The sequence below is a fragment of the Dyella sp. PARNA 12/25 genome (assembly GCF_055702865.1).
The window spans coordinates 29,032-55,041 of sequence record NZ_JBVQCI010000007.1 but is presented as its reverse complement, the minus strand read 5'-3'; the positions used below and the strand labels follow the sequence as shown (position 1 = coordinate 55,041).

The window sequence follows — 26,010 nt, the reverse complement described above, 5'->3', positions numbered from 1 at the left end:
AGACCTTACCTCAGGCAATCACACGCTTCACCGCATCGACCACGTGGGCCACGGTGAAACCGAAGTGCTCGAACAGCTGCGGCGCAGGTGCGGAAGCACCGAAGGTGGTCATGCCCACCACGTCGCCGTCGAGACCCACGTACTTGCGCCAGAAGTCGGACGTAGCCGCCTCCACCGCCACGCGCGCACGGCACCAGCCCGGCAGGATGGCCTCGCGGTATTCGACCGACTGCGCATCGAACAACTCGGTGCACGGCATCGACACCACGCGTACCGGCACGTTCTGCTGCGCCAGCGTGCGCGCTGCTTCCATCGCCAGTTCCACTTCGGAGCCGGTGGCGATCAGGATGGCCTTGAACTTGGTGTCCTGCGGATCGGACAGCACATAAGCGCCGCGCGAAATGTCAGCCACCTGCTGCGCGGTACGCTGCTGGTGCTTGAGGTTCTGGCGAGAGAACACCAGGCACGCCGGGTTGCCCTTGCGCTCGATGGCGAGCTTCCACGACACGAACGACTCCACCGCATCGCACGGACGCCACACCTGGTTGTTCGGGATGTAGCGCAGCGAGGCCAGATGCTCCACCGGCTGGTGGGTCGGGCCGTCTTCACCCAGGCCGATCGAGTCGTGCGTGTACACGTGGATGGCGTGCGCCGGAATCAGCGCGCTCATGCGCACGGCGTTACGCGCGTAGTCGGAGAACACCAGGAAGGTAGCGTCGTACGGAATGAAGCCGCCATGCAGCGCGAGGCCGTTGGCGATCGCGCTCATGCCGAACTCACGCACACCGTAATAGAGATAGTTGCCGTTGGCCTGATGACCGTTGCCGGCATCCACGCTGCCCTTCCACTTGGTGAGGTTGGAGCCAGCCAGGTCGGCGGAGCCGCCGATCAGTTCCGGCAGCAGCGGCGCAAAGGCGTCGATAGCCATCTGCGATGCCTTGCGCGAAGCAACTTCCGGACCCTCGGCCTGCATTTTTTCGACATAGGCCTGCGACTTGGCCGCCCAGTCGGACGGCAGTTCGCCCGACACGCGGCGATTGAATTCAGCGGCCAGCTCGGGGAACGCAGCCGAGTACTTAGCGACAGCGTCATGCCACGCCTGCTCGCGCTCGGTACCGACCTTCTTGTGATCCCAGCCGGCATAGATCTCGGCCGGGATGTCGAACGCGGCGTAGCGCCAGTCCAGCGCATCGCGCGTGGCGGCCACTTCGTCCTTGCCCAACGCCGCGCCGTGGCTCTCTTCCTTGCCCTGCTTGTGCGGCGAGCCGAAGCCGATGATGGTGCGCGCGCAAATCAGCGTGGGCTTATCCGACTGGCTGGTAGCGGCGGTGATGGCCTTTTTGATGGCGTCGGCGTCATGGCCGTCCACGCCACGGATCACGTTCCAGCCATAGGCTTCGAAACGCTCCGGCGTGTTGTCGGTGAACCAGCCGTGCACTTCGCCGTCGATGGAGATGCCGTTGTCGTCATAGACGGCCACCAGCTTGCCCAGCTTCCAGGTGCCGGCCAGCGATGCGACTTCATGCGAGATGCCTTCCATCAGGCAGCCATCGCCGAGGAACACATAGGTGTGGTGATTGACGATGTCGTGGCCCGGGCGGTTGAAGTGATCCGCCAGCACCTTTTCGGCAAGGGCAAAACCCACCGCATTGGCGAGGCCCTGACCCAGCGGACCCGTGGTGGTTTCCACGCCTGGGGTTTCGCTGGCTTCCGGATGGCCGGCCGTCTTGGAATGCAGCTGACGGAACTTCTTCAGCTGGTCCATCGGCAGGTCGTAACCCGTCAGGTGCAGCAGCGCGTACTGCAGCATCGAGCCGTGGCCGTTCGACAACACGAAGCGATCGCGATTGAACCACTTCGGATTGGTCGGGTTGTGCTTGAGGAAGTCGTTCCACAGCACCTCGGCGATGTCCGCCATGCCCATGGGCATGCCCGGGTGGCCGGAGTTGGCCTGCTGTACGGCGTCCATGGCGAGGGCGCGCACGGCGTTGGCAAGTTCGCGGCGGGTTGTCATCTAGGGGTTCTCCGGGGACAGGCGGCAATAAAAGCGCCTATTGTCGCCGATCCGGCGTCCGGCTGTCGCCACTGACCCGTAGCTGATCCATACCCAGAATTAACTCAGCCTTAATAATATACTAACCGGTATTGAAACTCTTGGACCCTCACCCCATCTAATTTCCAGCACCGTCAGCACGAGGTGCCCAGTCCACACAACGACCGAACCCCCGGCGATGTGGCCTGGCTCAATAAGACAAAGAGGAGTCCCCCCCATGAAGAACACCATTCTTGCCCTTGCCCTTGCCACCGCCGGTTTGGCGGCTGTCCCCGCCGCGTTCGCCCAGGACGCCACCGGGAACGCCCAGCCGGGCTGGTATGTCGGCGCCAATGCCGGCTACGGACATGTGCAGAAGGGCCCTTATGACAATGGCGATTTCGCCGGCGGCATCAAGGGTGGTTACCGTTTTGCCATCAACCCCGACGCCACCATCGGCGCGGAAGTGGGCTATGTCTACCTGGGTCGTGCTGACGCCCGTAGCCCGTACACGCAGAACTACGCCAACTACAACGGCAGCAATGGCATGTCCAAGCTGCAGGGCGCGACTGCCGGCCTGAACATGCGCTACAACTTCAGCCCGAGCTGGTACGGTGAAGTTCGTGGCGGTGCCTTCTTCGCCAAGGGTGAAGGCCTGACCAACGACCGTTACAACCCGCAGTCGGTCAAGTTCAACAGCACCCGCTACTACGCCGGTCTTGGCGCGGGCTACAACATCAACAAGAACTTCAGCGTCGGCCTGAACTGGGACTACTACGACGGTAGCCAGAGCAGCAAGAACATCGATCTGCCGACCAACCTGTACAGCGTCAGCGCGGAATACCGCTTCTGATCGCCAACCAGGTGAAACAAAAACGGGCGCCGCGAGGCGCCCGTTTTTTTATTGCCTAGGAGGAAACGCCAGAACTTACTTGGCGCTCCACTGACCCAGTGCAGCCAGGCCATTGTCCTTGGCGCGGGCCAGCACGGTCTTCTGTGCATCCACGTAGTTGGCCTTCATGTCCTTGGACCACAGCTTCAGCGCGGCCTGCTGCATGGCGCGACCGTACGAGAACGACAGCGGCCACGGGTGCGGGCCCATGCGGTTCATGGAGTTGAGGTGAGCCGTCGACTGCTCGTCGGTCTGGCCACCCGAGAGGAACACGATGCCCGGCAGCGTGGCCGGCACGGTGGTCTTGAGCACGCGCACGGTGGCGTCGGCGACTTCGTCGACTTCGGCCTGCTCGTCCGCATCCTTGCCCGGAATGACCATGCTCACCTTCAGGATGGTGCCTTCCAGCATCACGTTCTGCTCGTACAGCGCGTTGAACAGGCTGCGCAGCACCGCTTCGTGCACTTCGTAGCTGACTTCGATGCTGTGGTCGCCGTCCATGATCACTTCCGGCTCGACCATCGGCACCAGGCCAGCTTCCTGGCACAGGGCAGCGTAGCGGGCCAGTGCGTGGCAGTTGGCTTCGATGGCGGTCGAGGACGGGTTGTCTTCGCTGATGTTGATCACGGCGCGCCACTTGGCGAACTGCGCGCCCAGCTTCACGTACTCGGCGAGGCGCTCACGCAGGCCGTCGAGGCCTTCGGTCACCACGTCGCCCGGGAAGCCGGCCAGCGGCACCGGGCCCTTGTCGACCTTGATGCCCGGGATGATGCCGTTCTTCTTCATGATCTGGGTAAACGGCACGCCGTCCTTCGTCGACTGACGAATGGTTTCGTCGTACAGGATCGCACCGGAGATGTGCTCGTTGAGGCCCGGCGCGGTGAGCAGCAGCTCACGATAGGCGCGGCGGTTCTCTTCCGTGTTCTCGATGCCAACGGCCTCGAAACGCTTCTTGATGGTGTTGGTCGACTCGTCGATGGCGATGATGCCCTTGCCGGGCGCAACCATCGCCAGGGCGACGCTTTCGAGATCTTCGATGCTCATGACAACTCCGGATACTTAGGCGGTGTGGGCCGCACAAGGTGAAGCCGCCCCCAGAGGGCGGCAAGGCTCAAAGGCCGAAGTATATGGCATCTGGCCGCCCGGGGCCCGGAGCGCCCCTGAACGGCCCACGGAGGCCTCAGGCCTGATCGAAGCCTGGCAGCTTGCAGGCGTCGGTGATGGCCTGCCGCTGGGCCGGATCGGCCGGCAGGTTGAACGGCACGATGAAATAGGTGTTCACCGGCTCATGCGTGTTGTTCTTCAACGCCGGGCCGTACCGGAAATTGGTGACCACGCTCTTCGCCACGGCATCGAGGTCGCTCTGCGGCGCGACTTTGCGCACGGTGACGTTCTGGGGGATGCCGTCCGAGCCGATCATGAAGCTCACCGCCACACAGCCCGGCTTGGTCATGTTGCGGCCGCTGTTGGGAACGTCCGCATCGACCTTGGTGTTGAGCATGATCCAGTACGACTGGATGTGATCCGGCCCCACCAAGCGCGCTTGCGACTGCGCCAGCAGCGGTGCCGCACCGGCCATGCCCAATGTCAGCAACAAAGCCTGGATGCCGCGACGTGACTTCATGTTCATGAAAAACCTCCTGCGCCTGCGTGGGGGGATCAATGGCCCGGATTCTAGCCCTATGGAACCCGGGCCGGCGCTGACGTCACGACTAGAGATCCCGCAGGCACTCCACCACGCCCTCGGCACCCACCGAAAGCAGCTTGAGGGTATTCGTGCCACCGCCCTGCCCAATGTGATCGCCATGGGTCAGCACGACGCGATCGCCCTCGACCAGCTTCCCCTGCGCAAACAGCTGACGCACCGCGTCGCGCGCCGACGCCGCAGGGGTCTGCGAGATGTGCGTGAATTTCACGGGATGCACGTCTCGGAAGATGGACATGCGACGACGTGCATCGTCGAATGGTGACAGCGCATAGATCGGCACCGCACTGCGATAACGCGACAACCATTGCGCGGTCGCGCCCGACTCCGTCAACGCGACAATGGCGCGCACGCCGAGCTGGCTGGCCAGCAGCATCGCTGCGAGGGCAATCGCTTGATCAGTACGGTCCAGGCGATGACCCGCGTTGGCGAGGTCTTCCTTCGGCTCGAACTGGCGCTCGGCACCGAGGCAGATGCGACGCAGCGCTGCCACGGCCTTGTCCGGGTGAGCACCTGCCGCTGATTCTTCGGACAGCATCACCGCGTCGGTACCGTCGATCACGGCGTTGGCCACGTCCATCACTTCCGCACGCGTCGGAATCGGCGAGCGCACCATGGACTGCAGCATCTGCGTGGCGGTGATCACGGCGCGATTGCGCTGCACCGACTCGCGGATGATCTTCTTCTGTAGGCCAGGCAGCTCGGCGTCGCCGATTTCCACACCGAGATCACCACGCGCCACCATCACCACGTCGGACGCGTCGATGATTTCACCCAGCAACGGGATGGCATCGGCACGCTCAATCTTGGCCACCAGCGATGCTCTGCCACCCGCCTCCTCCAGCAACCGACGCGCCTGATTCATATCGGCGGCCGAGCGCACGAAGGACACGGCGAGGAAGTCGCAGCCGATTTCGGCGGCAAGCTTGATATCCGCCTTGTCCTTGTCCGACAACGCATCGACCGACAAGCCACCGCCCTGTCGATTGAGCCCCTTGCGATCGGAAAGGCGACCACCAATCAACACGCGGCAACGAATCTCCGCGCCGACCACCGACTCCACGGTGAGCGCCACCAGGCCGTCATCCAGCAACAGCACGTCGCCCGCCGAAACGTCTTTAGGCAGGTCGTAGTAGCTAACGCCCACGCGGGTCGCATCGCCCATCGGCGCGTTCGGGCTGCAGTCCAGTACGAAGCTATCGCCCACACGAAGCTCGACCGGACCATTGGCAAACCGCTCGACGCGGATTTTGGGACCCTGCAGATCCGCCAGCACACCGACTTCACGCCCCAGTTTGGCGGCGGCATCGCGTACGGCGGCCGCGCGAGCGCGGTGATCGTCGGGCTGGCCATGCGACAGGTTCAAGCGAACCACGTCCACGCCCTCGGCGATGATTTTCTCGAGCATGCCAGGCGCATCGGTCGCAGGACCGAGGGTGGCGACAATCTTGGTGCGGCGCAGCGGATTCTCAGTAGTCATACATCGAGACTAGCAAAACCATCGACGCGCGCCAGAGGGTTTTTGCAGGTATCTGGCGAGTGGTTTTTGGTCGGCAACTGGACTGCTTGTGGCATGCGGACCACATCGCACCAGTGGTATTACCAATCACCAACGAAGATGGAGCAGACGACATGCACTGGTCTGCTCTACAGACATTGAAACGCTCAAACACTGGTGTCATCAGACACCCAATGCGAATCCACTCGAAAGCCTCGCACCGACCATCGCCATAACATGCACCAATGCCCTCGCAAGCACCGCTTGCGAGGGCCGACACAACTATTGCGACGCACCAAAGTTGCTCAACAAATGCGCAGAAGCGAGATGGTTCTGCTCAATAGAAAGGCATTGCCAGAGCAAGAGCGGGCCACATGAAGTGACCCGAATTCATTCAATGCGCCAGCGCCAGATTGAGCACCTCGGCAAGCCGACGCCCTGCTTCACGCAAACGCAGCTCAGCGACGGGCAACTCGTGGTCGACGTAGGCCTGGTCGATATTGTGGCCATTCGGGTAGATGTCCCGCGAGATGGCACACGATTCTTCCGCCCACTGTGCATAAGCGTTGCCGAGGGGCGCGATGGGTGCAGGCAGAGTCACCTCACCTCGGGCGTCGAGTTCATCGGCATAGGCCTTCCAATCCAGGCCATGCGTCTTGAGCATGCCGGAGTCCCACACGCTATGCAGGTTGGTGCCCTTGCCGTTGAACTGCACCTGATAGGCATTGCCACCCTTGTCGTCGCGCGAACCGCCGTGCAGCGGCTGGTGCTCGTCGCCAATGAAATGCACCACGAATTTCAGCGCCTGGAGACGCACTGCATCCGGCTGGCTCTTGTCGCTGAGGATGCCCACGTAGTGGTCAATGCCGGCCACCACGCACTGACCGTCCTTACAATCGCGCGGCGGCGTGTAGTTGCAGTCACCTGAGGTGAAGTCGACGTAGTGCAGCGCACGCGTCTGCTTCCACAGCGCATCCTGCGCGGGATCGTTGCGGATCTCGTCGGCCCAGCTGGCGATGTCGGCCAGGGACTTGGTGTGCTCAGGCGCCAGCAGGCGCTCCACGACGGCTTCCGCCGTCGGACTCAGGTGCCGCTGCGCCAGGTCTGCGACGACGCTGTGACCCAACTGCCCCCAGGCATGCGCGGCGGGGGCGATAACAAAGCAGGCAAGCACGGCTGCCATGGAGCGATGGAGCAACGACATGGGGCAATGGTTCTTCAAAGGGAAACCAGCAAGTCTGCCACAGCCCTGTGACAGACCCCAGATTTCTCTCACCGCTGTGTAAGCCAACCCCTCGATCGCCTCCGGATATATCGCGGACCTCGCCCAAGGGCTGGCAACTTGCGCTCTCAATCGACGCTAAGAGGCATAACCATCGAGATCTCGGAGCCTCAGCGAGCTACGCAGGCCGCCGAGGGGTTGGGGGTTTTGGACGGCGGACAGTATTTCTCCGTCGTTTGCGGCTCCGGCGTAGACATACCGGGACGGTACGGTTGGTAGGAAGGCGAAGGGACAGGCGTGTAGACCCCCGTACGCTCCTCCGCGACAGCCCCCGCGAGACTGGAAACTACTTTTGCCGCGTGGCCGGCCACACGCTGGGTCGTTGATGGGCTAGTTGGAATGACGGGCAACGAGGCGGGTGCTTCCGTGCGCGTTGGTACAGGTGCAGCCATGGCAGCCCCTTTCGCCGGATCCACCAACGGAGATCGGTAGCCAGTGTCCGCTGTTGATGGGGCCGGGGAGCTGATGTCGCTCCTCGGCATGGCTCCGCCCGTCACATCCTGCGCATCAACGGACGAAATTAGGGCGCTAACCAGCGCCAAACCCATCCAGATTGCGAGTCCTTTCACGGTAGCCACCTTCTGTCCAAGAGGAGTGGAAGCATCTTTCCATACCTGCCTGTAGTGGCAATAGTGCTAAGGGTTTAGCGATCGCCGGCCGTGCCGGCGTCGCTGATCGCGATCGTGGTAAACGAGCTCTTAGCCAGCGTTCGGCACCGGCAGCAGGTTCCCGTCCCCGTCGCGTACGCTCACGTCGACCGCAATGCCCTGGCGCACGCTCTGGGTCACGATGCAGAAGTCCTCGAACTGGGCCAGCACACGATCAAGGTGCTCAAGCAACTCCGCCTTGTCCGCCAGCTGCAGGTCCACGCCGATATGGCTGATGCGCCAGCGGCCATGGTCGTTGCGCGTCAGCGTGGCTTTGGCCTTGGCTCCCAGGGTGCCCGGCGTGTTCTTGTACTTGCGCAGGGCAAACAACAGGCTGGCACTCAGGCAGTTGGCCACTGCCGCGGCCAGCAGGCGCGAGGGGTTCGGGCCGGTCTCCCGCCCCAGCGGAGCGGTTTCGTCGGTCATCAGGTCCGGAATGGCGGTGTCGTCAAAGCGAACTTTGAACTCGTAGTCCGCGATCTGCTCCAGAGTGATCTCTACGGTCTGCTCGGCGTCGCTCATGCTGCTCTCCTTGGTCGGGTCTGGCCCGAAAACCCCGATTCAAGCGCGTCCGGGCTTCCCTGAACAAGCCCAGCGCGACAAATAGGCCCTACGGATGAGCCCCTACCCCGGTTCAGGTTAAAATGACGGTTTTACGGCGGTCCCACAGCCGCCACCTCGCCACCTCACTAGGAGGACGCTGTCCCATGGCAATTAAGGTCGCCATCAACGGTTACGGTCGCATCGGCCGCAACATCCTGCGCGCGCTGTACGAAGCCGGTCGCACCAACGAGATCCAGATCGTTGCGATCAATGACCTCGGCAATGCCGAGACCAATGCGCACCTGACCCAGTACGACACCGCGCACGGCAAGTTCCCGGGCACCGTGTCCGTGGACGGCGGCGATCTGATCGTCAACGGCGACCGCATCAAGGTCTGCGCCGAGCGTGACCCGTCCAAGTTGCCGTGGGGCGCCCTGGGCGTCGACGTCGTGCTGGAGTGCACCGGCCTGTTCACCTCCAAGGCCAAGGCCAGCGCGCACATCGCCGCCGGCGCCAAGAAGGTGATCATCTCCGCGCCTGGCGACAAGGACGTGGACGGCACCTTCGTCATCGGCGTGAACACCGACAAGCTCACCTCCAAGCTGGAAGTGATCTCCAACGCCTCCTGCACCACCAACTGCCTGGCTCCGCTGGCCAAGGTGCTGCACGAGAAGATCGGCATCCAGCGCGGCCTGATGACGACCATCCACGCCTACACCAACGACCAGGTGCTGACGGACGTCTACCACTCCGACCTGCGTCGTGCCCGTTCGGCCACGATGAGCCAGATCCCGACCAAGACCGGCGCCGCCGCCGCGGTGGGTCTGGTGCTGCCGGAACTCAACGGCAAGCTGGACGGTTTCGCCATGCGCGTGCCGACCATCAACGTGTCGGTGGTCGACCTGACCTTCGACGCCGCCCGTCCGACCACCAAGGAAGAGATCGACCAGATCATCAGCGAAGCCTCCAAGGGCGCGCTGAAGGGCATCCTGGACGTCAACACCCAGCCGCTGGTGTCGATCGACTTCAACCACAACCCGGCTTCGTCCACCTATGACGCCACGCAGACGCGCGTCATGGAAGGCACGCTGGTGAAGGTGCTGTCGTGGTACGACAACGAGTGGGGCTTCTCCAACCGCATGCTCGACATGACTGTCGCGCTGATGGCGGCCAAGTAAGCCTCTCTCTCATCGTTGTAAGTACAAAAGCCGGGCTATGCCCGGCTTTTGTTTTTCAGGGGTCTCTACGCGGCAAGTGGTCGCACAAAACGAATTTGCCTCGCCCAACTGATCCAGATCAGCGCTGTAGGCATGCGCTGGCGCAATCGTTGAGTCATTCCCAACCGCATCCCCGGAGACACTCGATGATTCGCCAAGTCCTTGCCCTCACCCTGCTCGGCCTGTCCGCTTCGCCCCTGTGGGCCGCTGATTGCGCCGCCACCATCGAGGGTAACGATGCCATGCAGTACAACCAAAAGAGCATCTCGGTACCCAAGACCTGCAAGCAGTTCACTGTGACGCTCAAGCACACCGGCAAGCTGGCCAAGGCCTCCATGGGTCACAACTGGGTGCTTGGCACGGCGGCCGATGAGCCAGGCATCATCGCCGATGGCATGAAGGCCGGTGCCGATCAAAACTACGTCAAGCCCGGCGACACGCGCGTCATTGCCCACACCAAGCTCATTGGTGGCGGCGAATCCGACAGCGTCACCGTCCCGGTGGCCAAGCTCAAGGCCGGCGAAACCTACAGCTACTTCTGCACGTTCCCGGGTCACGCCGCGCTGATGAAAGGCACGCTCACGCTGGCGCAGTGAAAGACGTATCCACAGCGACTGTATAAAAAAAAGGCCGGGAGATCCCCGGCCTTTTTTATTGCGCGCTTGCCGAGATCAGCTCAGCGCAGCCAAAGCAGCGTCGTAGTTCGGCTCGTCGGCGATCTCGCCCACCATCTCGCTGTGCACAACCTTGTTCTGGCCATCCAGCACCACCACGGCACGCGCCGCCAGACCCGAGAGCGGACCAGACGCGAGCGACACGCCATAGTTCTTGAGGAACTCGTGACCGCGCAGCGTGGAAAGCGTAACGACGTTGTTCAGGCCTTCGGCGCCGCAGAAACGCGCCTGCGCGAACGGCAGGTCAGCGGAGATGCACAACACCACGGCGTTATCGAGCTGGCTCGCCTTCTCGTTGAAGCGCCGCACGGACGTGGCACAGGTCGGCGTGTCGATGCTGGGAAAGATGTTCAGCACTTTGCGCTTGCCGTCAAAGCTGGCAAGTGTCACGTCAGCCAGGTCCTTGCCCACCAGCGAGAAGGCGGGGGCCGCCTCGCCCTGGGCGGGGAAATGGCCATCGACCTGGACCGGATTACCTTTCAGCGTAACGTGGGACATGGGACACCTCGTTGGATGGGGCCTATTAGTAGAACACGCCCCTGACCCGGAAAACGATGCCCGCCCGGGTGGCAGGGCGTCCAAGGCCGAGCCATTCATCACTTTGGTGCCGCCCGCCATCAGCACTCGGATGGCCGAACGCCGCGTGACATTTCGTCAGCATCACCCTGACCTCGATTTGACTTGCGTCATCGCCGCATGACAGCGACGACACGGAGCATGCAGGGACCATCCAGGGAGATGCGACATGGGAAGTACACGGAAGCTATGGTTAGGACTGGCCGCGTTGCTGGTGGCGTCCTTCGGCGTGTTGTTATGGATCGGCGGCGAAGTGCACCAGCAGGCGCCGCCGTTGCCACGAGCCGTCGTCACGACGGATGGCCAGACGCTATACACAAACGCCGATCTCGATGAGGGTCGCACGGTCTGGCAGAGCATTGGTGGACAACAGCTGGGTACGATCTGGGGTCATGGCGCGCTGGTAGCGCCTGACTGGAGCGCGGACTGGCTGCACCGCGAAGCCACCGCCATGCTCGAACTGCTGGCGCGTGACGAGGGCGCCGCTTCGTTCGATACGTTGGACGCCGGTCAGCAAGCCGCGCTCAAGGCGCGCGTGCAGAAGGAGCTCCGTCACAACACCTATGACGCGGCTACGGACACCATCACGGTGTCACCGCTGCGCGCACAGGCGATGGCGGCGGTAGCGGCCCATTACGACAGCCTCTTCAGCAACGACCCGGCAACGACCGCACTGCGCAAGGCCTACGCCATGCGTGACAACACGGTGGCGGACATGGAGCACCGCCGCATGCTCACCGGCTTCTTCTGGTGGACCAGTTGGGCCGCTGCTGCCGAACGCCCCGGCCGCACCATGAGCTATACGCAGAACTGGCCGTTTGATCCCATGGTCGGCAACACGCCGACGCCGGCCAGCTTCATGTGGTCGGTGTTCAGTGTGATCTTCCTGATCTGCGGCATTGGCCTCTTAGCGTGGTACCACACCTCGCAAAGTCACAAGGAAGGCCCCGCCACTCCACCTGCGCGCGATCCTTTGGCCGATCTCACGATCACGCCATCGATGAAGGCCACCGCCAAATACTTCTGGGTGGTGCTGGCACTGTTCCTCACCCAAATTCTGCTTGGCGCCACCACCGCGCACTATCAGGTGGAAGGTCAGGATGTGTACGGTTACGCCCTTGCCAACGTGCTGCCCTACAGCCTCACGCGCACATGGCACACCGAGCTCGCCGTGTTGTGGATTGCCACCGCATGGCTGGGTACCGGCCTCTACATCGCGCCCATCATTGGCGGTCGCGAGCCCAAGTTCCAACGGCTTGGCGTGAACTTCCTATGGGTCTGCCTGTTGATCATCGTGGTGGGCTCATTCACCGGCCAATGGCTCGCAGTGATGGCCAAGATGGGCCTGAAGTACAACTTCTGGTTCGGTCACCAGGGCTGGGAATATGTCGATCTCGGCCGCTTCTGGCAGATCTTCTTGTTCTTCGGATTGATGTTGTGGCTGTTCCTGGTGGGGCGCGCTTTGTGGCCGGCCATCAAACGCAAGGATGACACCTCCTCCATCGTTGGCCTGTTGTTCCTCTCCACCGTGGCTATCGGTCTGTTGTATGGCGCCGGCCTGATGTGGGGCGAGCACACCCACATCGCCATGGTCGAGTACTGGCGCTGGTGGGTGGTGCATTTGTGGGTCGAAGGCTTCTTCGAAGTGTTCGCCACCGCGGTGATCAGCTACCTCTTCGTGCGCCTTGGCTTGTTGCGTGCACGTAGCGCGACCACCAACGTCCTGTTTGCCACCATTGTGTTCATGGCCGGCGGCGTACTTGGCACACTGCACCACTTGTACTTCACCGGCACCACCACGGCGGTGATTGCATTGGGTGCCAGCTTCTCGGCGCTGGAAGTCGTTCCGCTCGCCCTTATCGGCGCGGAAGCCTACGACACCTGGCGCAAGCAGCACGCCGCCAGCTGGATGCTGCGCTACCGCTGGCCGATCATGTTCTTCGTGGCGGTGAGCTTCTGGAACCTGGTCGGCGCAGGCATGTTCGGCTTCCTGATCAACACGCCGATTGCGCTTTACTACATGCAAGGCCTCAACCTCACCCCACTGCATGGCCATACCGCGCTGTTCGGTGTCTACGGCATGCTGGGCCTTGGGTTGATGCTGTTCTGCCTGCGGGGCCTCAAGCCCGAGGCCGCGTGGCGCGAAGGCTGGATCCGCAGTGCGTTCTGGCTGCTCAACATCGGCTTGTCGATGATGGCGCTCTTCACACTACTGCCAATTGGCCTGCTGCAGCTTCACGCTGCGCTTGATCAGGGCTATTGGTATGCCCGCTCAGCGGAGGTGATGGATACACCGCTGGTGCACCTGCTGGTGTGGCTGCGCGTACCTGGCGACAGCCTGTTTGCCGTCGGCGCTTTCCTGATATCCGTATTCGTCGCCGGCCTTTGGCTGGGAGGAAAATCTCGGGTAGCTGCCCTGCCCAAGACAGCGGTAGAACACCGCTGAGTCAACAAGGGGCGCGCCGACTGGCGCGCCCCTTTCTCATTAAACAACGGATCTGTCCTTCATCTATGTTTGAGTTCTACCCGCAGATCAAGTGGGTCCACATTGGCTGCATCATTGCAAGCGGTGCGCTGTTTGCCCTGCGTGGCCTGCTAGTGCAGATCGGGCGCCACGACGTGGCTCATGGGATGCCCTTGCGCTGCCTGTCCTACGCTATCGATACAACGCTGCTCACCGCAGCGATGATGCTGTTGACCATTCTTCCGCGCGGCATGTTTGCCAATGGCTGGTTGACCACTAAATTGGTCTTGGTCGCAACCTATGTAGCGCTTGGTGTGCTGGCCATGCGGGGCGCCACCAAACCGGGCACCCGACGTGCTTGCTACGTGGCTGCATTGATGCTGTATCTCACCATCATCGGCATCGCTTACGCACATCATCCGCTTGGCTGGTTCTACCTGTGGTTTGCATGAAGGCATACCTGATAGCTCTGTAAAACTCCCCATCCCTCATCACGCATTGCGCCGCGACGGCGTGCCGCACACTGGCGCCGCGCACGACATGGGATGATGAAGACGCTACAAGAACGGCGCAAAGCCCTACAGGAATCCAAGTGACACGCCTTCGGACCCCTCGCTGGATTGCTTGGGTGGCCATGATGGCCCTCTGGCTCACCATCGTGGCGCCAGTGATATCCCAGACCATCACCATCGGTGCCGAGCCATCGATGGTGATGGGATGTGGTCCGCATCACGATCATGCCCTTCCGTCGGCCCCTCACTCGGGGTCGATGGACAAGTGTGGCTATTGCGGCTTGCTCAGCCACAGCCCTGCGCTGCCGGGCTCCGCTGCGCCGTTGCCGATATTCCCTGTGTCGGCACATGGCCCGCAACTGCTCCACGTTCACACGAGTGCGGAACCATTCGTACTCGCGGCCGCACCGCGCGGGCCGCCCGTTACCTCACAACGCTGAAGTTCGCCTGCTTACCTCTCACGGCTTAGCCGTGTGGCGCCTTATTGCCTGTGATAACGGAAACCATCATGACTGTTCGTTCCATGCAGGGACGCGCGTGCTTTGCTGCGCGACCGCTCCCCTACCTGATCTCCGCCGCTCTCTACGCCGTCGTCCCCACGGTGCTGGCTGATACCGAGGTACAAACCTTCCCTGCCATCGTCGTCACGGCGCCGATGCAGGAGAGTCCGCTCACCGTCATCACCGACCCCAAGGCACCACGGCAACCGGTGCCTGCAAGCGATGGCGCCGACTTGCTCAAAACCATTCCGGGCTTCTCCACCATCCGCAAAGGCGGCAGCAATGGCGACCCGGTGCTGCGCGGCATGGTGGGTTCGCGCATCAATATCCTGATCGACGGTGGTCAGATCGGCGGCGGTTGTCCGGGGCGCATGGACCCGCCCACGGCCTACATCTCGCCGCAACTCTACGATCGCGTCACGGTGATCAAGGGCCCTCAGACTGTGCTCTATGGGCCCGGCAACTCCGCCGGTACGGTGCTGTTTGAGCGTGACTTCAAGCGCTATACGACCACCAGTGCATCGTTGGAGGGCAGCCTCCTGGGTGGCTCCTTCGGTCGCAATGACCAGATGATCGATGCGCGTGCCGGCACACCGGACGTGTACATAAACGTCAGCGCCAATCACACCCACTCGCAGGACTACGAAGACGGTGACGGCAACCGCGTGCACTCACGCTGGGATCGCTGGAACGTCGACACCGCACTCGGTTGGACACCCGACGACAACACCCGTGTGGAGCTATCCGCCGGCAAGGGCAACGGCCAGGCAGCCTACGCGTTTAGCAGCATGGATGGCTCGCAATTCCTGCGCGAAAGCCTCGGGCTCAAGTTCGAACACGATCGCCCCGATGCAGTGTTCAATCGGATCGAAGCGCAGCTGTACTACAACTACGCCGATCACGTGATGGACAACTACACGCTGCGGCAGCCCGATCCCAAGAGCATGATGCCCATGCCGATGGCCAGCGATGTGGACCGGCGCACGGTGGGCGGACGTGTCGTCGCCAGCTTTGACTGGAGCGAGACGTGGAAACTGCAGGCCGGCATCGATGGATCCAGCAATGTGCACACCAACCGCATGGGTGGGCCAGCCGGCGGCATGCTGCCCGACTATCGCACCCAGCCGCGCCATCGCGACGCCAGGATGGGAACGCTGGGCGCTTTCGGCGAGCTCACCTGGCAGTTGGCCGAGCGCGACCGGCTGATTGGCGGCGCGCGTGTCGATCGCGCGCAGGCGCGTGGCTATGACCTGACCACCCGCACTAGCATGGGCAGCATGGGTGGCATGTCCATGGGCGGCGGCATGCATATGCCCATCACACTCGTCGACGCCACCCGCAACGACACCCTGCCCTCCGGCTTTATCCGCTATGAGCATGACCTAGCCGCATCACCCACCACGGTGTACGCAGGTATCGGCCATGTGGAACGTTTCCCCGACTATTGGGAACTGTTCGGCCGCCACGTCGACAAGAGCGTCAATAGCTTCCAGCAACTGCAACCCGAGAAGACGACGCAGCTAGACATTGGCGTGCAGTACCGCAACGAAAAGCTGAAGGCATGGGTTTCGGGTTACGTCAGCGAGGTTCACGATTTCATTCTGGTCGACTATCCCAAGGGTATGAACGTCGGCCGGGCGCGCAACGTCAACGCACGCACAGCAGGTGCAGAAGCCGGCCTGGTTTACGCCTTCACCAACCGATGGAAAGGCGACGCTACCCTGGCTTGGGCATGGGGCGAGAACCAGACCGATCACCAACCACTGCCGCAAATGCCACCGTTGGAGGCACGATTTGGCCTGACTTACGACACCGGTGTGTGGTCGATGGGTGGCTTGTGGCGCGTCGTTGCAGCCCAACATCGCATTGCCATGGGCGAAGGCAACATCGTTGGCCAGGACCTCGGCCCCAGCGCAGGTTTCGGCGTGTTCTCGCTCAACGGCGGTTACCGCATCAACCCCACGGCCACGCTGAGTGCCGGTATCGACAACCTCTTCAACAAGACGTACACCGAGCACGTCAACGCGGCAAGCGTCGGCCTGGTGGGCTACGTCAACACCGTGCAGGTGAACGAACCCGGTCGTACCTTCTGGCTCAAGTTCGACGTGAAATACTGAGGCCAGACACGGTGGAGGCGCCCAGAGGCGCCTCCATCTTTAGTGCTCGTCGTGCATCGAGTGTGGCGATGCCGCCCCGGCGTCCCATCCGGGGTCATCAAAGTAGCGCGGATAGTTCACCACCGCCTGCCGCATGGCCGCCACCTGGGCCATATCCTGGGGATGCTCTTTGAGCTTCTGTGCAGCGGCAAGCAACGGCACCAGCATGCTGTGGAGTACCGCGTCCTGCTGCGGTTCCAGTTTGCAGTTGGCGAATATAAAAGCGCCCGCATCCAGGATCAGGCCAGCACGATCCTGTGCCATGGCCTCGCTCATGTGCCCCATTTCGTAATGACGCAGCTCTTCGAGTGCCTGGTGAATACGCCCCATGCCATCCTGCAGCGGCGCATCTGCCTTCCAACGCACCGACGGTACCGGCACCTGCGCACTGTCATAAGACGCATGCGCCGTGTGATCGTGTTGCGGCGAGGCCATCACGTGGCCCGGCACGGCCAACACACCAAGCAGCATGGCGGCGATCGGCATAAGTTTCATGAACTGACTCCCATTGGAGAGATGATCAATGAGCGGCTTCGATACCCTCGTTTATACACTGGCAAACACCAGGCTCGCATTGGTGCCACCAAAACCAAAGCTGTTGGACATCACCGTGCGCAGCGCCGCCTCGCGGGTTTCGCGCAGAATAGGAAAGCCCTCGGCCTTGGGATCGAGTTGATCGATGTGGGCCGATCCGGCCATGAAGCCACCGTTGAGCATCAGCAGGCTGTAGATCGCCTCGTGAACGCTCGCAGCGCCCAACGAATGCCCCGTCAGCGCCTTGGTGGAGGACAGCGGCGGCACATCGCTGCCAAACGCCTCACGGACGGCCATGAGCTCGATCATGTCGCCAAGCGGCGTCGCCGTGCCGTGCGTATTGAGGTAATCGATCGGCGTGCACACGTTTGCCAACGCCATGCGCATGCAGCGCACGGCCCCTTCGCCCGAGGGGGCCACCATGTCCGCACCATCCGAGGTCACGCCGTAGCCCACCAGTTCTGCATGGATACGTGCACCGCGTGCTTTGGCGTGTTCGTAATCCTCCAGCACCAGCATGCCGCCACCGCCGCCGATCACGAAGCCGTCCCGCCCTGCATCGTAGGGGCGAGACGCCACTTCGGGCGTGCTGTTGTAACTCGTGGACAACGCACCCATAGCATCAAACTGGGCGGTCATACCCCAATGCAATTCTTCGCCGCCACCGGCGAACATCACGTCTTGTGCGCCGTGACGGATCAAATCTGCTGCGGCACCGATGCAATGCGCGGATGTCGCGCAAGCTGCAGCGATGGAATAGCTCAAACCGAGGATGCCGAATGCCGTGGCAAGCGTTGCTGACACGGTGGAACACATCGTGCGCGGCACCATGCATGCACCGACGCGGCGAACGCCCTTCTCTTTGAGGAGCGCAGCGGTTTCAATCTGCCAATGCGCAGACCCACCGCCCGAACCCGCGATAACGCCCGTACGTGGATGCCGGATCTGTTCGATGGCCAGTCCCGCATCGGCAATCGCCGATTGCATGGACAAATAGGCATAAGCAGCGGCATCGCCCATAAAGCGCTTGAGTTTGCGGTCAACCAGGGCATCGAGGTCGATATGCGGCAAGCCAGCGACCTGGCTGCGCAAACCTTGCGTTGCATAGTCGGGCATGGCGCTGATGCCGCTGCGCAGTTCGCGCAACGCCTGCGTCACCGTATCCATCGCGTGCCCAAGGCACGACACGATGCCCATGCCTGTCACCACGACGCGGCGCATCAGAAGCCCTCCGTGGACTGGAACAGGCCCACGCGCATATCGGTTGCCACGTAAATCTCTCGGCCATCGACGCAAACACGACCGTCAGCGACCACTAAATTCATGCGGCCGCGTATCACCCGTCGAATATCCACGTCGTAGCTCACCAGGGTGGCGCTGGGCAGAATCTGGCCAGAGAACTTCACCTGCCCCACGCCTAGTGCGCGCCCTCTGCCCGGGAGGCCAAGCCACGGCAGAAAGAAGCCGCTCAACTGCCACAACGCGTCCAACCCCAGGCAACCGGGCATGACGGGGTCGCCATCGAAATGGCAGGCGAAGAACCACAGGTTCGGGCTGATATCCAGTTCGGCGTGGAGTGATCCCTTGCCGAAGGCGCCGTCATGTTCGCCCACATGGGTGATGCGGTCGAACATCAGCATGGGCGGCGATGGCAGGCGGGCATTGCCCGGGCCAAACATCTCGCCACGGGCACAGGCGAGCAATTGCTCGCGATCAAAAGAGGAAGGTCGGGTCATGACGGCTTTGTTGAAGGAGGAGGCAACGAGTCTGAGTGAGCTTTTTCGTCGCGACCCTGATGCGGATCAACGGAGTGCGCTTGCGGCGCAGGTGGTGTCACCCGCAGAAGGCCAAACTCCGGTTTGGCCGGCTGGACGGCCGCTTCGGCGGCACAAGCACACTGGCAGGAAGAGGTGGGTGTTTTCATGGGCCATACCGACGCGGATGTGGGTTCGGCGCGCTGACCCAGGTCAACGCGCCGAACCATGGACGTCACTCAAGAGGGTCGTTGCCGTTCCACCTCACAGAGCCTGCTTCCCAACCCACTCAAGCTGCAGCCACAGTTTCGTGTCGTTGTGGCTGAACGTGTCCGCCCGATAGTCCGCCGCCTTCAGCAGCGCGTTCAGGCCAGGCAGGATGGGGTACGCCAGGGAGGCGTTCCATTCACTACCGTAGTGAGCGCTGCCCTTATCGGCATGGTAGTCGTGGTAACTGACGATCCAGGCCAGCTTGCGGGCGATACCCTCGCTGCCGAAATTGCCATTGAGCGTCACGTAGTAGTCCTGCAGGCCCTTCGCCGGCGTCACCGTGAACTGGTCATCCCAGCCGTTGAACGCATGCAGCGTCGCCAGCGGCGTTTGCAGGGCCGTCTTGCCATCGCCGCCCAGGTGTTCCCAGCCCAACTTGCCGGTGATGCCCCACTGCGTCCACGACGGCTCTACCAGCCAGTAGCTATGTGCGAAGTGCAGCGGGTTGTTCGCGTAATCGTATTGGCGAGCACCCTCAAGGCTCCAGCCGAAGCCACCGTTAGCTGCGGGCTTGCCCGTCCAGCGCACGCCGTAGCTCTCGGTAGAAGCGCTGGCGACGTCCCTGTCCTTGTGCAGATAGGCGTAACCGGTCACCTGCTGCGAGCCATGGGTCCAGGCGGCATTGAGCAGATGCGTGTTGAGCAGTCGCTTCTGTGCAAGCGGATTGATGGCATCAGGACCGGCTACGCGATAGACCTTGTCGAGCCAGTCGTAACGCAGAGTCCAGTTGGTTGCCGGCTTCCATTGCAAACCCACGGCATCGAAGGTCTGTTCAAACTGACGCCAGGACACAGTACCCACCCAACGCTGATTATCCAGCGCCACTTCCTGGCGACCGACCTTCAGTCCAAAAACGTCGCCCTGGTAACCAATCCAGGCCTGATTGAGTTCCGCGCCAGTCGGATCGGTGATGGCTGGATATTTGACTTGGCCATTGGCACCACTGTTGTAGTGATCGTTGGCTGCAGCCGTGCCGGCTCCTTCAATGAAATAGCTCCATCCGTAACCGATATTGGCGCGCAGCCCAAGGCGCAGACGCAATGTGTCGGCATACGCGTGGCGGCTGTAGGCGGCGTCATCCACCTGCTCATGACGAAGGCGTGCATTCCACTCCAGCTGCAATGGTGCGTTGGTATCCGTGGTGGACTGCGCCGATGCCATGGCCGGCAATGCCATTGCAACGAACAAGCTGATGCCCTTCAGACGAAGGCCAAAACCCTGGTGTTTCATGAAACGACTCCTGTCCAGTGATTCCTTTCGGATTGAACAGAGTCTCGACAGCCAAGCCCGTTCACAGTCTGATCACGATCAAGTGTTCGCCATATCGATGCCTACTGTGACAACGCGCCACGCGCAATGAAAAAGCCGCCTCAAGGGCGGCTTGTGCATCAACGGGGTGACTGGAAATACAGAAGGAATTCTTTCCCTTACTTGCTGATGATCTATTGCGGATCGACACTGATCGGCGCACGGCCCCTTTGGCGGCCAGAAAGATTCAACGCTTGCCTAGCGCCTTGTTCACCGCCTGCACAAATTCCGGATCGACTCTGCCGATGATGGCTGTGCGCGCGAGAATGCGCCCTTCGGCATCCAACAAAATCAACTCGCTGGAATGGTTGAAATCGCCATCCGGAAGCTTCCGGTATTGCAGGCCGAGTAGCGCCGCCACCTGACGCGCGTCGCCTGGCTCCGTACGCGCCAGAGTCCAACGAGGTGAAGCCAGCTTTCGCCGGTCAGCGTACTCACTCAAGGCGGAGACGCTGTCGCGCTCTGGATCGAAGCTGATCAACAAGAGATCAAGACGGCTGCGAGCCGGTTCATCGATAGCCTTATCCGTCAACTTCATAGTGTCCACGATCATCGGACAGACCATGCCGCAGGATGTGTAGAACATGGACACCAGTTGAACCCTGCCTTGCCTGGACGACCATGGCGATGTCTGGCCGTTCTGGTCGGTGAGCTTGGCATGGAGTTGATACACCGAATCGCCAGGCAGAGGCGTCGCTGCGAATACCTGACCCACAAACAAGAGAAGGGACAGCACCATCATCAGGTGTTTCATCAATTCGTCCTCATGGCGACCGCACGCAACGGAATCCCATCGTGGTCGCGGTATCCGAAGCGTTCAGCGATGACAACATGGCCACACGCATCAACGTCGCGTAGTTTTCCTTCTGCTGCATATTCAGCGCTCCAGCGCCGCAGAACTTCATTTTGTCGGCGCCATCCTGATCGCGGCTGTCCACGCCAACCAACAGTGCATTGAAGTCGCTCCCCCATTCCCAGACCAGACCATTGAGGTCCCGCACGTTATAAGCGTTGGGCGCACCGCCAACGCTTGGCAGCGGTGTATTGGCCGGACGGCCATACCAGGCAAGCACGCTTTCGCGCCATTTGGGATCGCCGCGGGCGTCGGTGCGATGAGCATCGGCTGCCGCTGCGTATTCCCATTCATACCAAGTAGGTAAGCGTGCTTGTTCGCTCTCGCAGAAGGCCTGCGCAGCAAACCAGCTGACCCGTGTGACGGGTTGATCGGGCAAGGCGTCCTCGCCCAAGGTGGCCGGAGCAGCCCACTGTGTGAGGTAGCGGCGATCCGCAAAGATGGATGCCACCTGGTCGCGACGCCACTGGGGATGTGCATTCACGAATGCCAGGAATTCGGCATTAGTCACCGGTTCGGTACGCATCTGAAACGCGGCGATCTGAGCAGGTGCTGCCTTGCCATCGGCAGGCAGCACACTCTTGAAGGTACTACCCGGCAGTGGGGCGTAATCCGCCGCCACTGCCGGAGCCGCGAGCAACATGCCGAGCAACAGTATCGACAGCTTGCTCATGGTGACCACCTTAGTGACCGGTGGCCGGCGCGGCGGGCTGTGCGCGCACCTTGCTGACTTCTTCCTTGCTCACCTGGCCGCCCGGATTGCCCCAGCTGTTGAGCACGTAGGTGAGGATGTTCGCGACTTCGTCGTCCGTCAGCTGCGACATCGGCGGCATCACCGAGTTGTAGTCCTTGCCGTTGACAGTGACATTGCCGGTCAAACCATGCAGGGGAATGCCGATCAAATGCTCCTTGGCCTGCTTGGCCAGGTAGTCGGACTTGGCCAGTGGCGGGAATACGCCAGCCATGCCTTCACCATTGGCCTGATGGCAGACCGAGCACGTACCAGTGAACAGCTGCTGGCCGGCCTTGATCTGATCTTCCTTGCTCAGCGTGCCTGCTGCGTTCGCCTTGGCTGCTTCCGTGACGGCATGCATGTTCGCGTTGGCGCGGTCGCCCAGGTAGACGGAGTCCACTTCCTTGCCCGAGTAGATCGCCTTGTTCTCCGGACCGTCCACCTTGAGGATGCCCAGCGCGCCCTTGTTGAACGCGCGGAAGATCGAGTGATCGACCAGCACGTAGCTGCCTGGCACGTCGACGCGGAAGTCCGCCATCATCGCGCCGCCAGCGGGGATCAACGTGGTCTGCACGTTCTCCTGCGCGTGAGTGCCGCCTTCGTAGTAGACCTTGTCGAAGATCTCGCCGATGACGTGGAAGCTCGACACCAGGTTCGGGCCGCCGTTGCCTACGAACAAGCGCACCGTCTCGCCGACCTTGGCCGTCAGCGCGTGATCGCCAGTGAGCGAACCTTCGTGACCATTGAACACCACGTAGGTAGGACGCTCAGCGATGGCCGCGTCCATGTCGAACGGTTGGTGACCCTTCTCGCGGTACTTGCCCGTGGTGTAGAAGTCACCCTGCATCACGTAGTACTCGTGATCGACCTTCGGCAAACCTTCCGGTGGCTCGACCAGAATCAGGCCGTACATGCCGTTGGCGACATGCATACCCACCGGCGCGGTGGCGCAGTGGTAAACGTACAGACCGGCGTTGAGCGCCTTGAAGCTGAACTGCGACTCGTGGCCCGGTGCGGTGAAGCTGGAGGCTGCGCCGCCACCCGGACCGGTCACGCCGTGCAGGTCGATGTTGTGGGGCATCTTGTTGTCGGGTGCGTTCTTCAGGTGAAACTCCACCGTGTCACCCTGACGCACACGGATGAAGCTGCCAGGCACCGTGCCACCGAAGGTCCAGTAGGTGTACGTGACACCTTCGGAGATCGACATCTCCTTTTCGATCACTTCAAGATCCACAATGACCTTGGCTGGGTAATTGCGATGAATCGGCGCTGGCACGTTCGGCGGAATGCCGAGTACGGCATGAATGGGCGCGCCCTGCGGCGGCCCGAAGTCGACGGGCGCCTGAATCGGTGCCATGGCGGCTGCCGCGGTAGCCACTACCGGTGCGGGGTTGGCCTTGGCGGCCAGAACAGCCCCGGGCAACATGCTGGCTGCCATCAGGACGGTTGAAATTAAACGTGACATGGGCGTCTCCCTGTGATCCCGAGGTCAGACTAGGCAAGGCCGCGTTTCGCTTCTTGACTGAAGTCAGAGCAGGTCACGCATTTATCAAAATGCGTCAACCTGCCACAAGGTTTTTCAGCCTACGCATTCGCCCTGCGCAACGCTGCGCAGACGCTCGCGATCACACAGCGTGACAGCGCGACCTTCGATCTCGATCAAGCCCTGATTGCGGAATCGCCCAAACACACGGCTCACCGTTTCAGCTGCAAGGCGCAGGTAGTTGGCAATGTCGCCGCGGGCCATGCTGAGTCGGAATTGCGTGCCGGAGAAGCCGCGCATTTCGTAGCGATCACCGAGGTCCAACAGAAACGCGGCCATGCGTTCGTCCGCGGTGTGGTCGGCCGCCAGATGGGTGGCGGTGCCGAGCTCCTTGCTCAACAGACGAAACAGATGTTGCTGCAAGCCAGGCATGCGCGTGGCCAGCGCGCTCATCGCCGGAAAAGAGAACCGGCAGAACTGTGTCGCTTCCAGGGCAATCGCATCGCAAGGAAATTGGTCGGGGTAAATGGCGTTGAGGCCGATGACTTCGCCGGGCAGGTAGAAACCCAACACCTGCTCTTTGCCGTCCTTGTCGACCACACAGGTCTTCACGGTACCGGCGCGCACGGCGTAAATGGCCCGGAACGGATCGCCCGCGCGAAACACGTGCGAGCCCGTGCGGAACGGTCCGACATGCTCGACCAGGCAATGGAGCTCCGAGAGATCGGGCTTGCCATAGCCGACGGACAGGCAGGCGTCCGAGAACGCGCAGGTGCTGCAGAAGTGAAATTCATCGCCGTCATCGGCAATGGGGTTGTGCAGACTCAGCCGGCACTCGTTCAATTTACCGGAAAGCATTTTCATGGCACTGCCTGGATCGCTGGGGTCAGATCGTGCGCGAGTAGCGAGGCGACTCTGCGGGGTTGTTGAGATAGGCGTCAAAGCACATGGCGATGTTGCGAAGCAGTAGCCGGCCGCGAGCCGTGACGTAAATCTTCGTCGCGTCCATCACGACCAGACCGTCGGCGGCCAGGCCCTGCAGGCGTTCGAGCTCTTCCGCGAATGCATCGGCAAAGATCAGGCGATGGCGCTCGCCAAAGCGAATCATGTCGAGTTCACCATGACACATCAGCTCACCAATCAGGGCGCGACGGATCACATCGTCCTCGTCCAGCTCGATGCCGCGCGCCACCGGCAAGCGGCCGTTATCCAGCGCGGCCTCGTAACCGATGAGGTCGCGTGCGCTCTGGCTGTAGCTGTCGCCAATGCGACTGATGGCGCTGACACCGAGCCCGATGATGTCGCAGTCACCATGGGTGGAATAGCCCTGGAAATTGCGTTGCAGCGTGCCGGCGCGTTGCGCCAGTACCAGTTCATCGTCGGCGCGGGCGAAATGATCCATGCCGACGTAGATGTAGCCGGCGTCGCACAGCATTCGGAAGGCCAAGCCAAACAGCGCCAGTCGCGTTGCGGCATCTGGCAGTTCGTCGGCGTTGATCTGTCGCTGCGCCTTGAACAGGTTGGGCAGGTGCGCGTAGCCGTAGACCGCCACACGATCCGGCGCCAGCGCAATCACCTCATCGAGGGTACGCGAGAACCCATCCATGGTTTGCTTGGGCAGGCCATAGATAAGGTCCACGCTCGCCGAGCCGTAGCCTGAGTCACGGGCTGCCACCAGCACGTCGCGGGTCTGCTCCACGCTTTGGATGCGGTTTACCGCCACCTGCACCGCCGGATCGAAATCCTGGATGCCGACCGAAATGCGATTGAAGCCGAGTGCCGCCAGGCCGCGCACGTAGTCGCCATCGGCAAAGCGCGGATCGATCTCGATGCCGTATTCGCGCTCGCCCTGGTCGCGGTAACTGAAATGCTGCTTGAGGGACTCGATGAGCCCGGTCATGCGCGGCATATCGAGGAAATTCGGGGTGCCACCGCCGAAATGCAGCTGCTGCAGCGGGCGGTCATGGTCGAACATGGAACCGACCAGGGCTACCTCGCGCTTGAGCCGCACCAGGTACTGATCTGCCTTGGAAACCTCGCGGGAGATGACGCGCGTGCATCCGCAGTAGAAGCAGGGGCTGAAGCAGAACGGCACGTGCACGTAGAGCGACAGCGGCCGCGGCACGGGCTCTTCATTCGAGGCTTTGGCCACGGCACGCAGCGTCGCTTCGTTGAAGCCGGTGTGGAACTGCGGCGCCGTGGGGTAGCTGGTATAGCGCGGGCCCGCAACGTCATAACGCGCGATGAGTTCGGGGTCGAATTCGGGGATGGTCGTTGTCGTGCGCATGCGCGGCAGTATCCCGGCGGCAGCCCACGGCAAGCCCTGACATCAGTCAGGGGCCTGCGACATTTTGTGTAGTCCTACGGCGCATTTGCG

At 62.0% G+C, this 26,010-nt stretch carries 23 protein-coding genes; 7 read left to right on the top strand and 16 right to left on the bottom strand.

Annotation, left to right across the window (positions count from 1 at the left end; translation table 11 throughout):
* Positions 1-10: 10 nt before the first annotated feature.
* Entirely contained in the window at positions 11-2,014 is a 2,004-nt protein-coding gene (tkt, locus tag AC0GUR_RS14320; protein ID WP_472878170.1) for a transketolase, read from the bottom strand.
* Between the two features lie 256 nt (positions 2,015-2,270).
* Between tkt and AC0GUR_RS14315 the strand changes: the two genes are divergently transcribed.
* Positions 2,271-2,885, top strand: a complete 615-nt coding sequence (locus tag AC0GUR_RS14315; protein ID WP_472878169.1) for an outer membrane beta-barrel protein — start codon at positions 2,271-2,273, stop codon at positions 2,883-2,885.
* A 75-nt stretch (positions 2,886-2,960) separates the two neighbouring features.
* On the opposite strand, the gene AC0GUR_RS14310 is transcribed toward AC0GUR_RS14315, so the two are convergent.
* From AC0GUR_RS14310 to AC0GUR_RS14290, 5 genes are all read right to left on the bottom strand, one after another.
* Positions 2,961-3,968 (bottom strand): class I fructose-bisphosphate aldolase, encoded by a 1,008-nt coding sequence (locus AC0GUR_RS14310; protein ID WP_472878168.1) that lies wholly within the window; start codon positions 3,966-3,968, stop codon positions 2,961-2,963.
* A gap of 136 nt (positions 3,969-4,104) precedes the next feature.
* Positions 4,105-4,554 (bottom strand): TonB family protein, encoded by a 450-nt coding sequence (locus AC0GUR_RS14305; protein WP_472878167.1) that lies wholly within the window; start codon positions 4,552-4,554, stop codon positions 4,105-4,107.
* A gap of 82 nt (positions 4,555-4,636) precedes the next feature.
* Positions 4,637-6,109, bottom strand: a complete 1,473-nt coding sequence (pyk, locus tag AC0GUR_RS14300; RefSeq protein ID WP_472878166.1) for a pyruvate kinase — start codon at positions 6,107-6,109, stop codon at positions 4,637-4,639.
* 412 nt (positions 6,110-6,521) lie between these two features.
* Complete coding sequence (locus AC0GUR_RS14295; RefSeq protein ID WP_472878165.1) at positions 6,522-7,331, bottom strand: S1/P1 nuclease; 810 nt, start codon at positions 7,329-7,331, stop codon at positions 6,522-6,524.
* 776 nt (positions 7,332-8,107) lie between these two features.
* Positions 8,108-8,578 carry an OsmC family protein gene (locus AC0GUR_RS14290; protein WP_472878164.1) on the bottom strand — a complete coding sequence of 157 codons (471 nt, stop codon included), beginning with the start codon at positions 8,576-8,578 and terminating at the stop codon, positions 8,108-8,110.
* 185 nt (positions 8,579-8,763) lie between these two features.
* On the opposite strand from AC0GUR_RS14290, the gene gap reads away from it, so the two are divergent.
* Both gap and azu read left to right on the top strand, forming a co-directional pair.
* Complete coding sequence (gene gap, locus AC0GUR_RS14285; RefSeq protein WP_472878163.1) at positions 8,764-9,777, top strand: type I glyceraldehyde-3-phosphate dehydrogenase; 1,014 nt, start codon at positions 8,764-8,766, stop codon at positions 9,775-9,777.
* 185 nt (positions 9,778-9,962) lie between these two features.
* Positions 9,963-10,412 (top strand): azurin, encoded by a 450-nt coding sequence (gene azu / locus AC0GUR_RS14280; RefSeq protein ID WP_472878162.1) that lies wholly within the window; start codon positions 9,963-9,965, stop codon positions 10,410-10,412.
* A gap of 75 nt (positions 10,413-10,487) precedes the next feature.
* Here azu and tpx read toward each other — a convergent pair whose 3' ends face one another.
* On the bottom strand, positions 10,488-10,988 hold the full coding sequence (gene tpx / locus AC0GUR_RS14275) for a thiol peroxidase (protein ID WP_472878161.1): 501 nt from the start codon (positions 10,986-10,988) through the stop codon (positions 10,488-10,490).
* A 247-nt stretch (positions 10,989-11,235) separates the two neighbouring features.
* On the opposite strand from tpx, the gene AC0GUR_RS14270 reads away from it, so the two are divergent.
* The 4 genes from AC0GUR_RS14270 to AC0GUR_RS14255 all read left to right on the top strand — a co-directional run bounded on the left by AC0GUR_RS14270 (position 11,236) and on the right by AC0GUR_RS14255 (position 16,659).
* Complete coding sequence (locus AC0GUR_RS14270; protein WP_472878160.1) at positions 11,236-13,512, top strand: nitric-oxide reductase large subunit; 2,277 nt, start codon at positions 11,236-11,238, stop codon at positions 13,510-13,512.
* Positions 13,513-13,577: 65 nt separating this feature from the next.
* Positions 13,578-13,982, top strand: coding sequence for a SirB2 family protein (locus AC0GUR_RS14265; protein ID WP_472878159.1), 405 nt, complete (start codon positions 13,578-13,580; stop codon positions 13,980-13,982).
* A gap of 182 nt (positions 13,983-14,164) precedes the next feature.
* Positions 14,165-14,482, top strand: coding sequence for a DUF2946 domain-containing protein (locus tag AC0GUR_RS14260; protein ID WP_472878158.1), 318 nt, complete (start codon positions 14,165-14,167; stop codon positions 14,480-14,482).
* 68 nt (positions 14,483-14,550) lie between these two features.
* Positions 14,551-16,659 (top strand): TonB-dependent copper receptor, encoded by a 2,109-nt coding sequence (locus tag AC0GUR_RS14255; RefSeq protein WP_472878157.1) that lies wholly within the window; start codon positions 14,551-14,553, stop codon positions 16,657-16,659.
* Between the two features lie 39 nt (positions 16,660-16,698).
* On the opposite strand, the gene AC0GUR_RS14250 is transcribed toward AC0GUR_RS14255, so the two are convergent.
* The 9 genes from AC0GUR_RS14250 to hemN all read right to left on the bottom strand — a co-directional run bounded on the left by AC0GUR_RS14250 (position 16,699) and on the right by hemN (position 25,920).
* The gene (locus AC0GUR_RS14250) at positions 16,699-17,193 is read right to left on the bottom strand and encodes a DnrO protein (protein ID WP_472878156.1); all 495 of its coding nucleotides are present in this window, start codon (positions 17,191-17,193) and stop codon (positions 16,699-16,701) included.
* A gap of 51 nt (positions 17,194-17,244) precedes the next feature.
* Entirely contained in the window at positions 17,245-18,453 is a 1,209-nt protein-coding gene (fabB, locus tag AC0GUR_RS14245) for a beta-ketoacyl-ACP synthase I (protein ID WP_472878155.1), read from the bottom strand.
* Entirely contained in the window at positions 18,453-18,968 is a 516-nt protein-coding gene (fabA, locus tag AC0GUR_RS14240) for a 3-hydroxyacyl-[acyl-carrier-protein] dehydratase FabA (protein WP_472878154.1), read from the bottom strand. The genes fabB and fabA overlap by 1 nt, the downstream gene beginning before the upstream one ends.
* A gap of 282 nt (positions 18,969-19,250) precedes the next feature.
* The gene (locus tag AC0GUR_RS14235) at positions 19,251-20,486 is read right to left on the bottom strand and encodes an alginate export family protein (RefSeq protein ID WP_472878153.1); all 1,236 of its coding nucleotides are present in this window, start codon (positions 20,484-20,486) and stop codon (positions 19,251-19,253) included.
* 265 nt (positions 20,487-20,751) lie between these two features.
* Positions 20,752-21,318 (bottom strand): SCO family protein, encoded by a 567-nt coding sequence (locus tag AC0GUR_RS14230; RefSeq protein ID WP_472878152.1) that lies wholly within the window; start codon positions 21,316-21,318, stop codon positions 20,752-20,754.
* 10 nt (positions 21,319-21,328) lie between these two features.
* Positions 21,329-22,090 (bottom strand): formylglycine-generating enzyme family protein, encoded by a 762-nt coding sequence (locus AC0GUR_RS14225; RefSeq protein ID WP_472878151.1) that lies wholly within the window; start codon positions 22,088-22,090, stop codon positions 21,329-21,331.
* A 10-nt stretch (positions 22,091-22,100) separates the two neighbouring features.
* The gene (gene nirK / locus AC0GUR_RS14220; protein ID WP_472878150.1) at positions 22,101-23,615 is read right to left on the bottom strand and encodes a copper-containing nitrite reductase; all 1,515 of its coding nucleotides are present in this window, start codon (positions 23,613-23,615) and stop codon (positions 22,101-22,103) included.
* A gap of 114 nt (positions 23,616-23,729) precedes the next feature.
* Positions 23,730-24,497, bottom strand: a complete 768-nt coding sequence (locus tag AC0GUR_RS14215; protein ID WP_472878149.1) for a helix-turn-helix domain-containing protein — start codon at positions 24,495-24,497, stop codon at positions 23,730-23,732.
* A 22-nt stretch (positions 24,498-24,519) separates the two neighbouring features.
* The gene (gene hemN / locus AC0GUR_RS14210) at positions 24,520-25,920 is read right to left on the bottom strand and encodes an oxygen-independent coproporphyrinogen III oxidase (RefSeq protein WP_472878148.1); all 1,401 of its coding nucleotides are present in this window, start codon (positions 25,918-25,920) and stop codon (positions 24,520-24,522) included.
* Positions 25,921-26,010 lie beyond the last annotated feature (90 nt).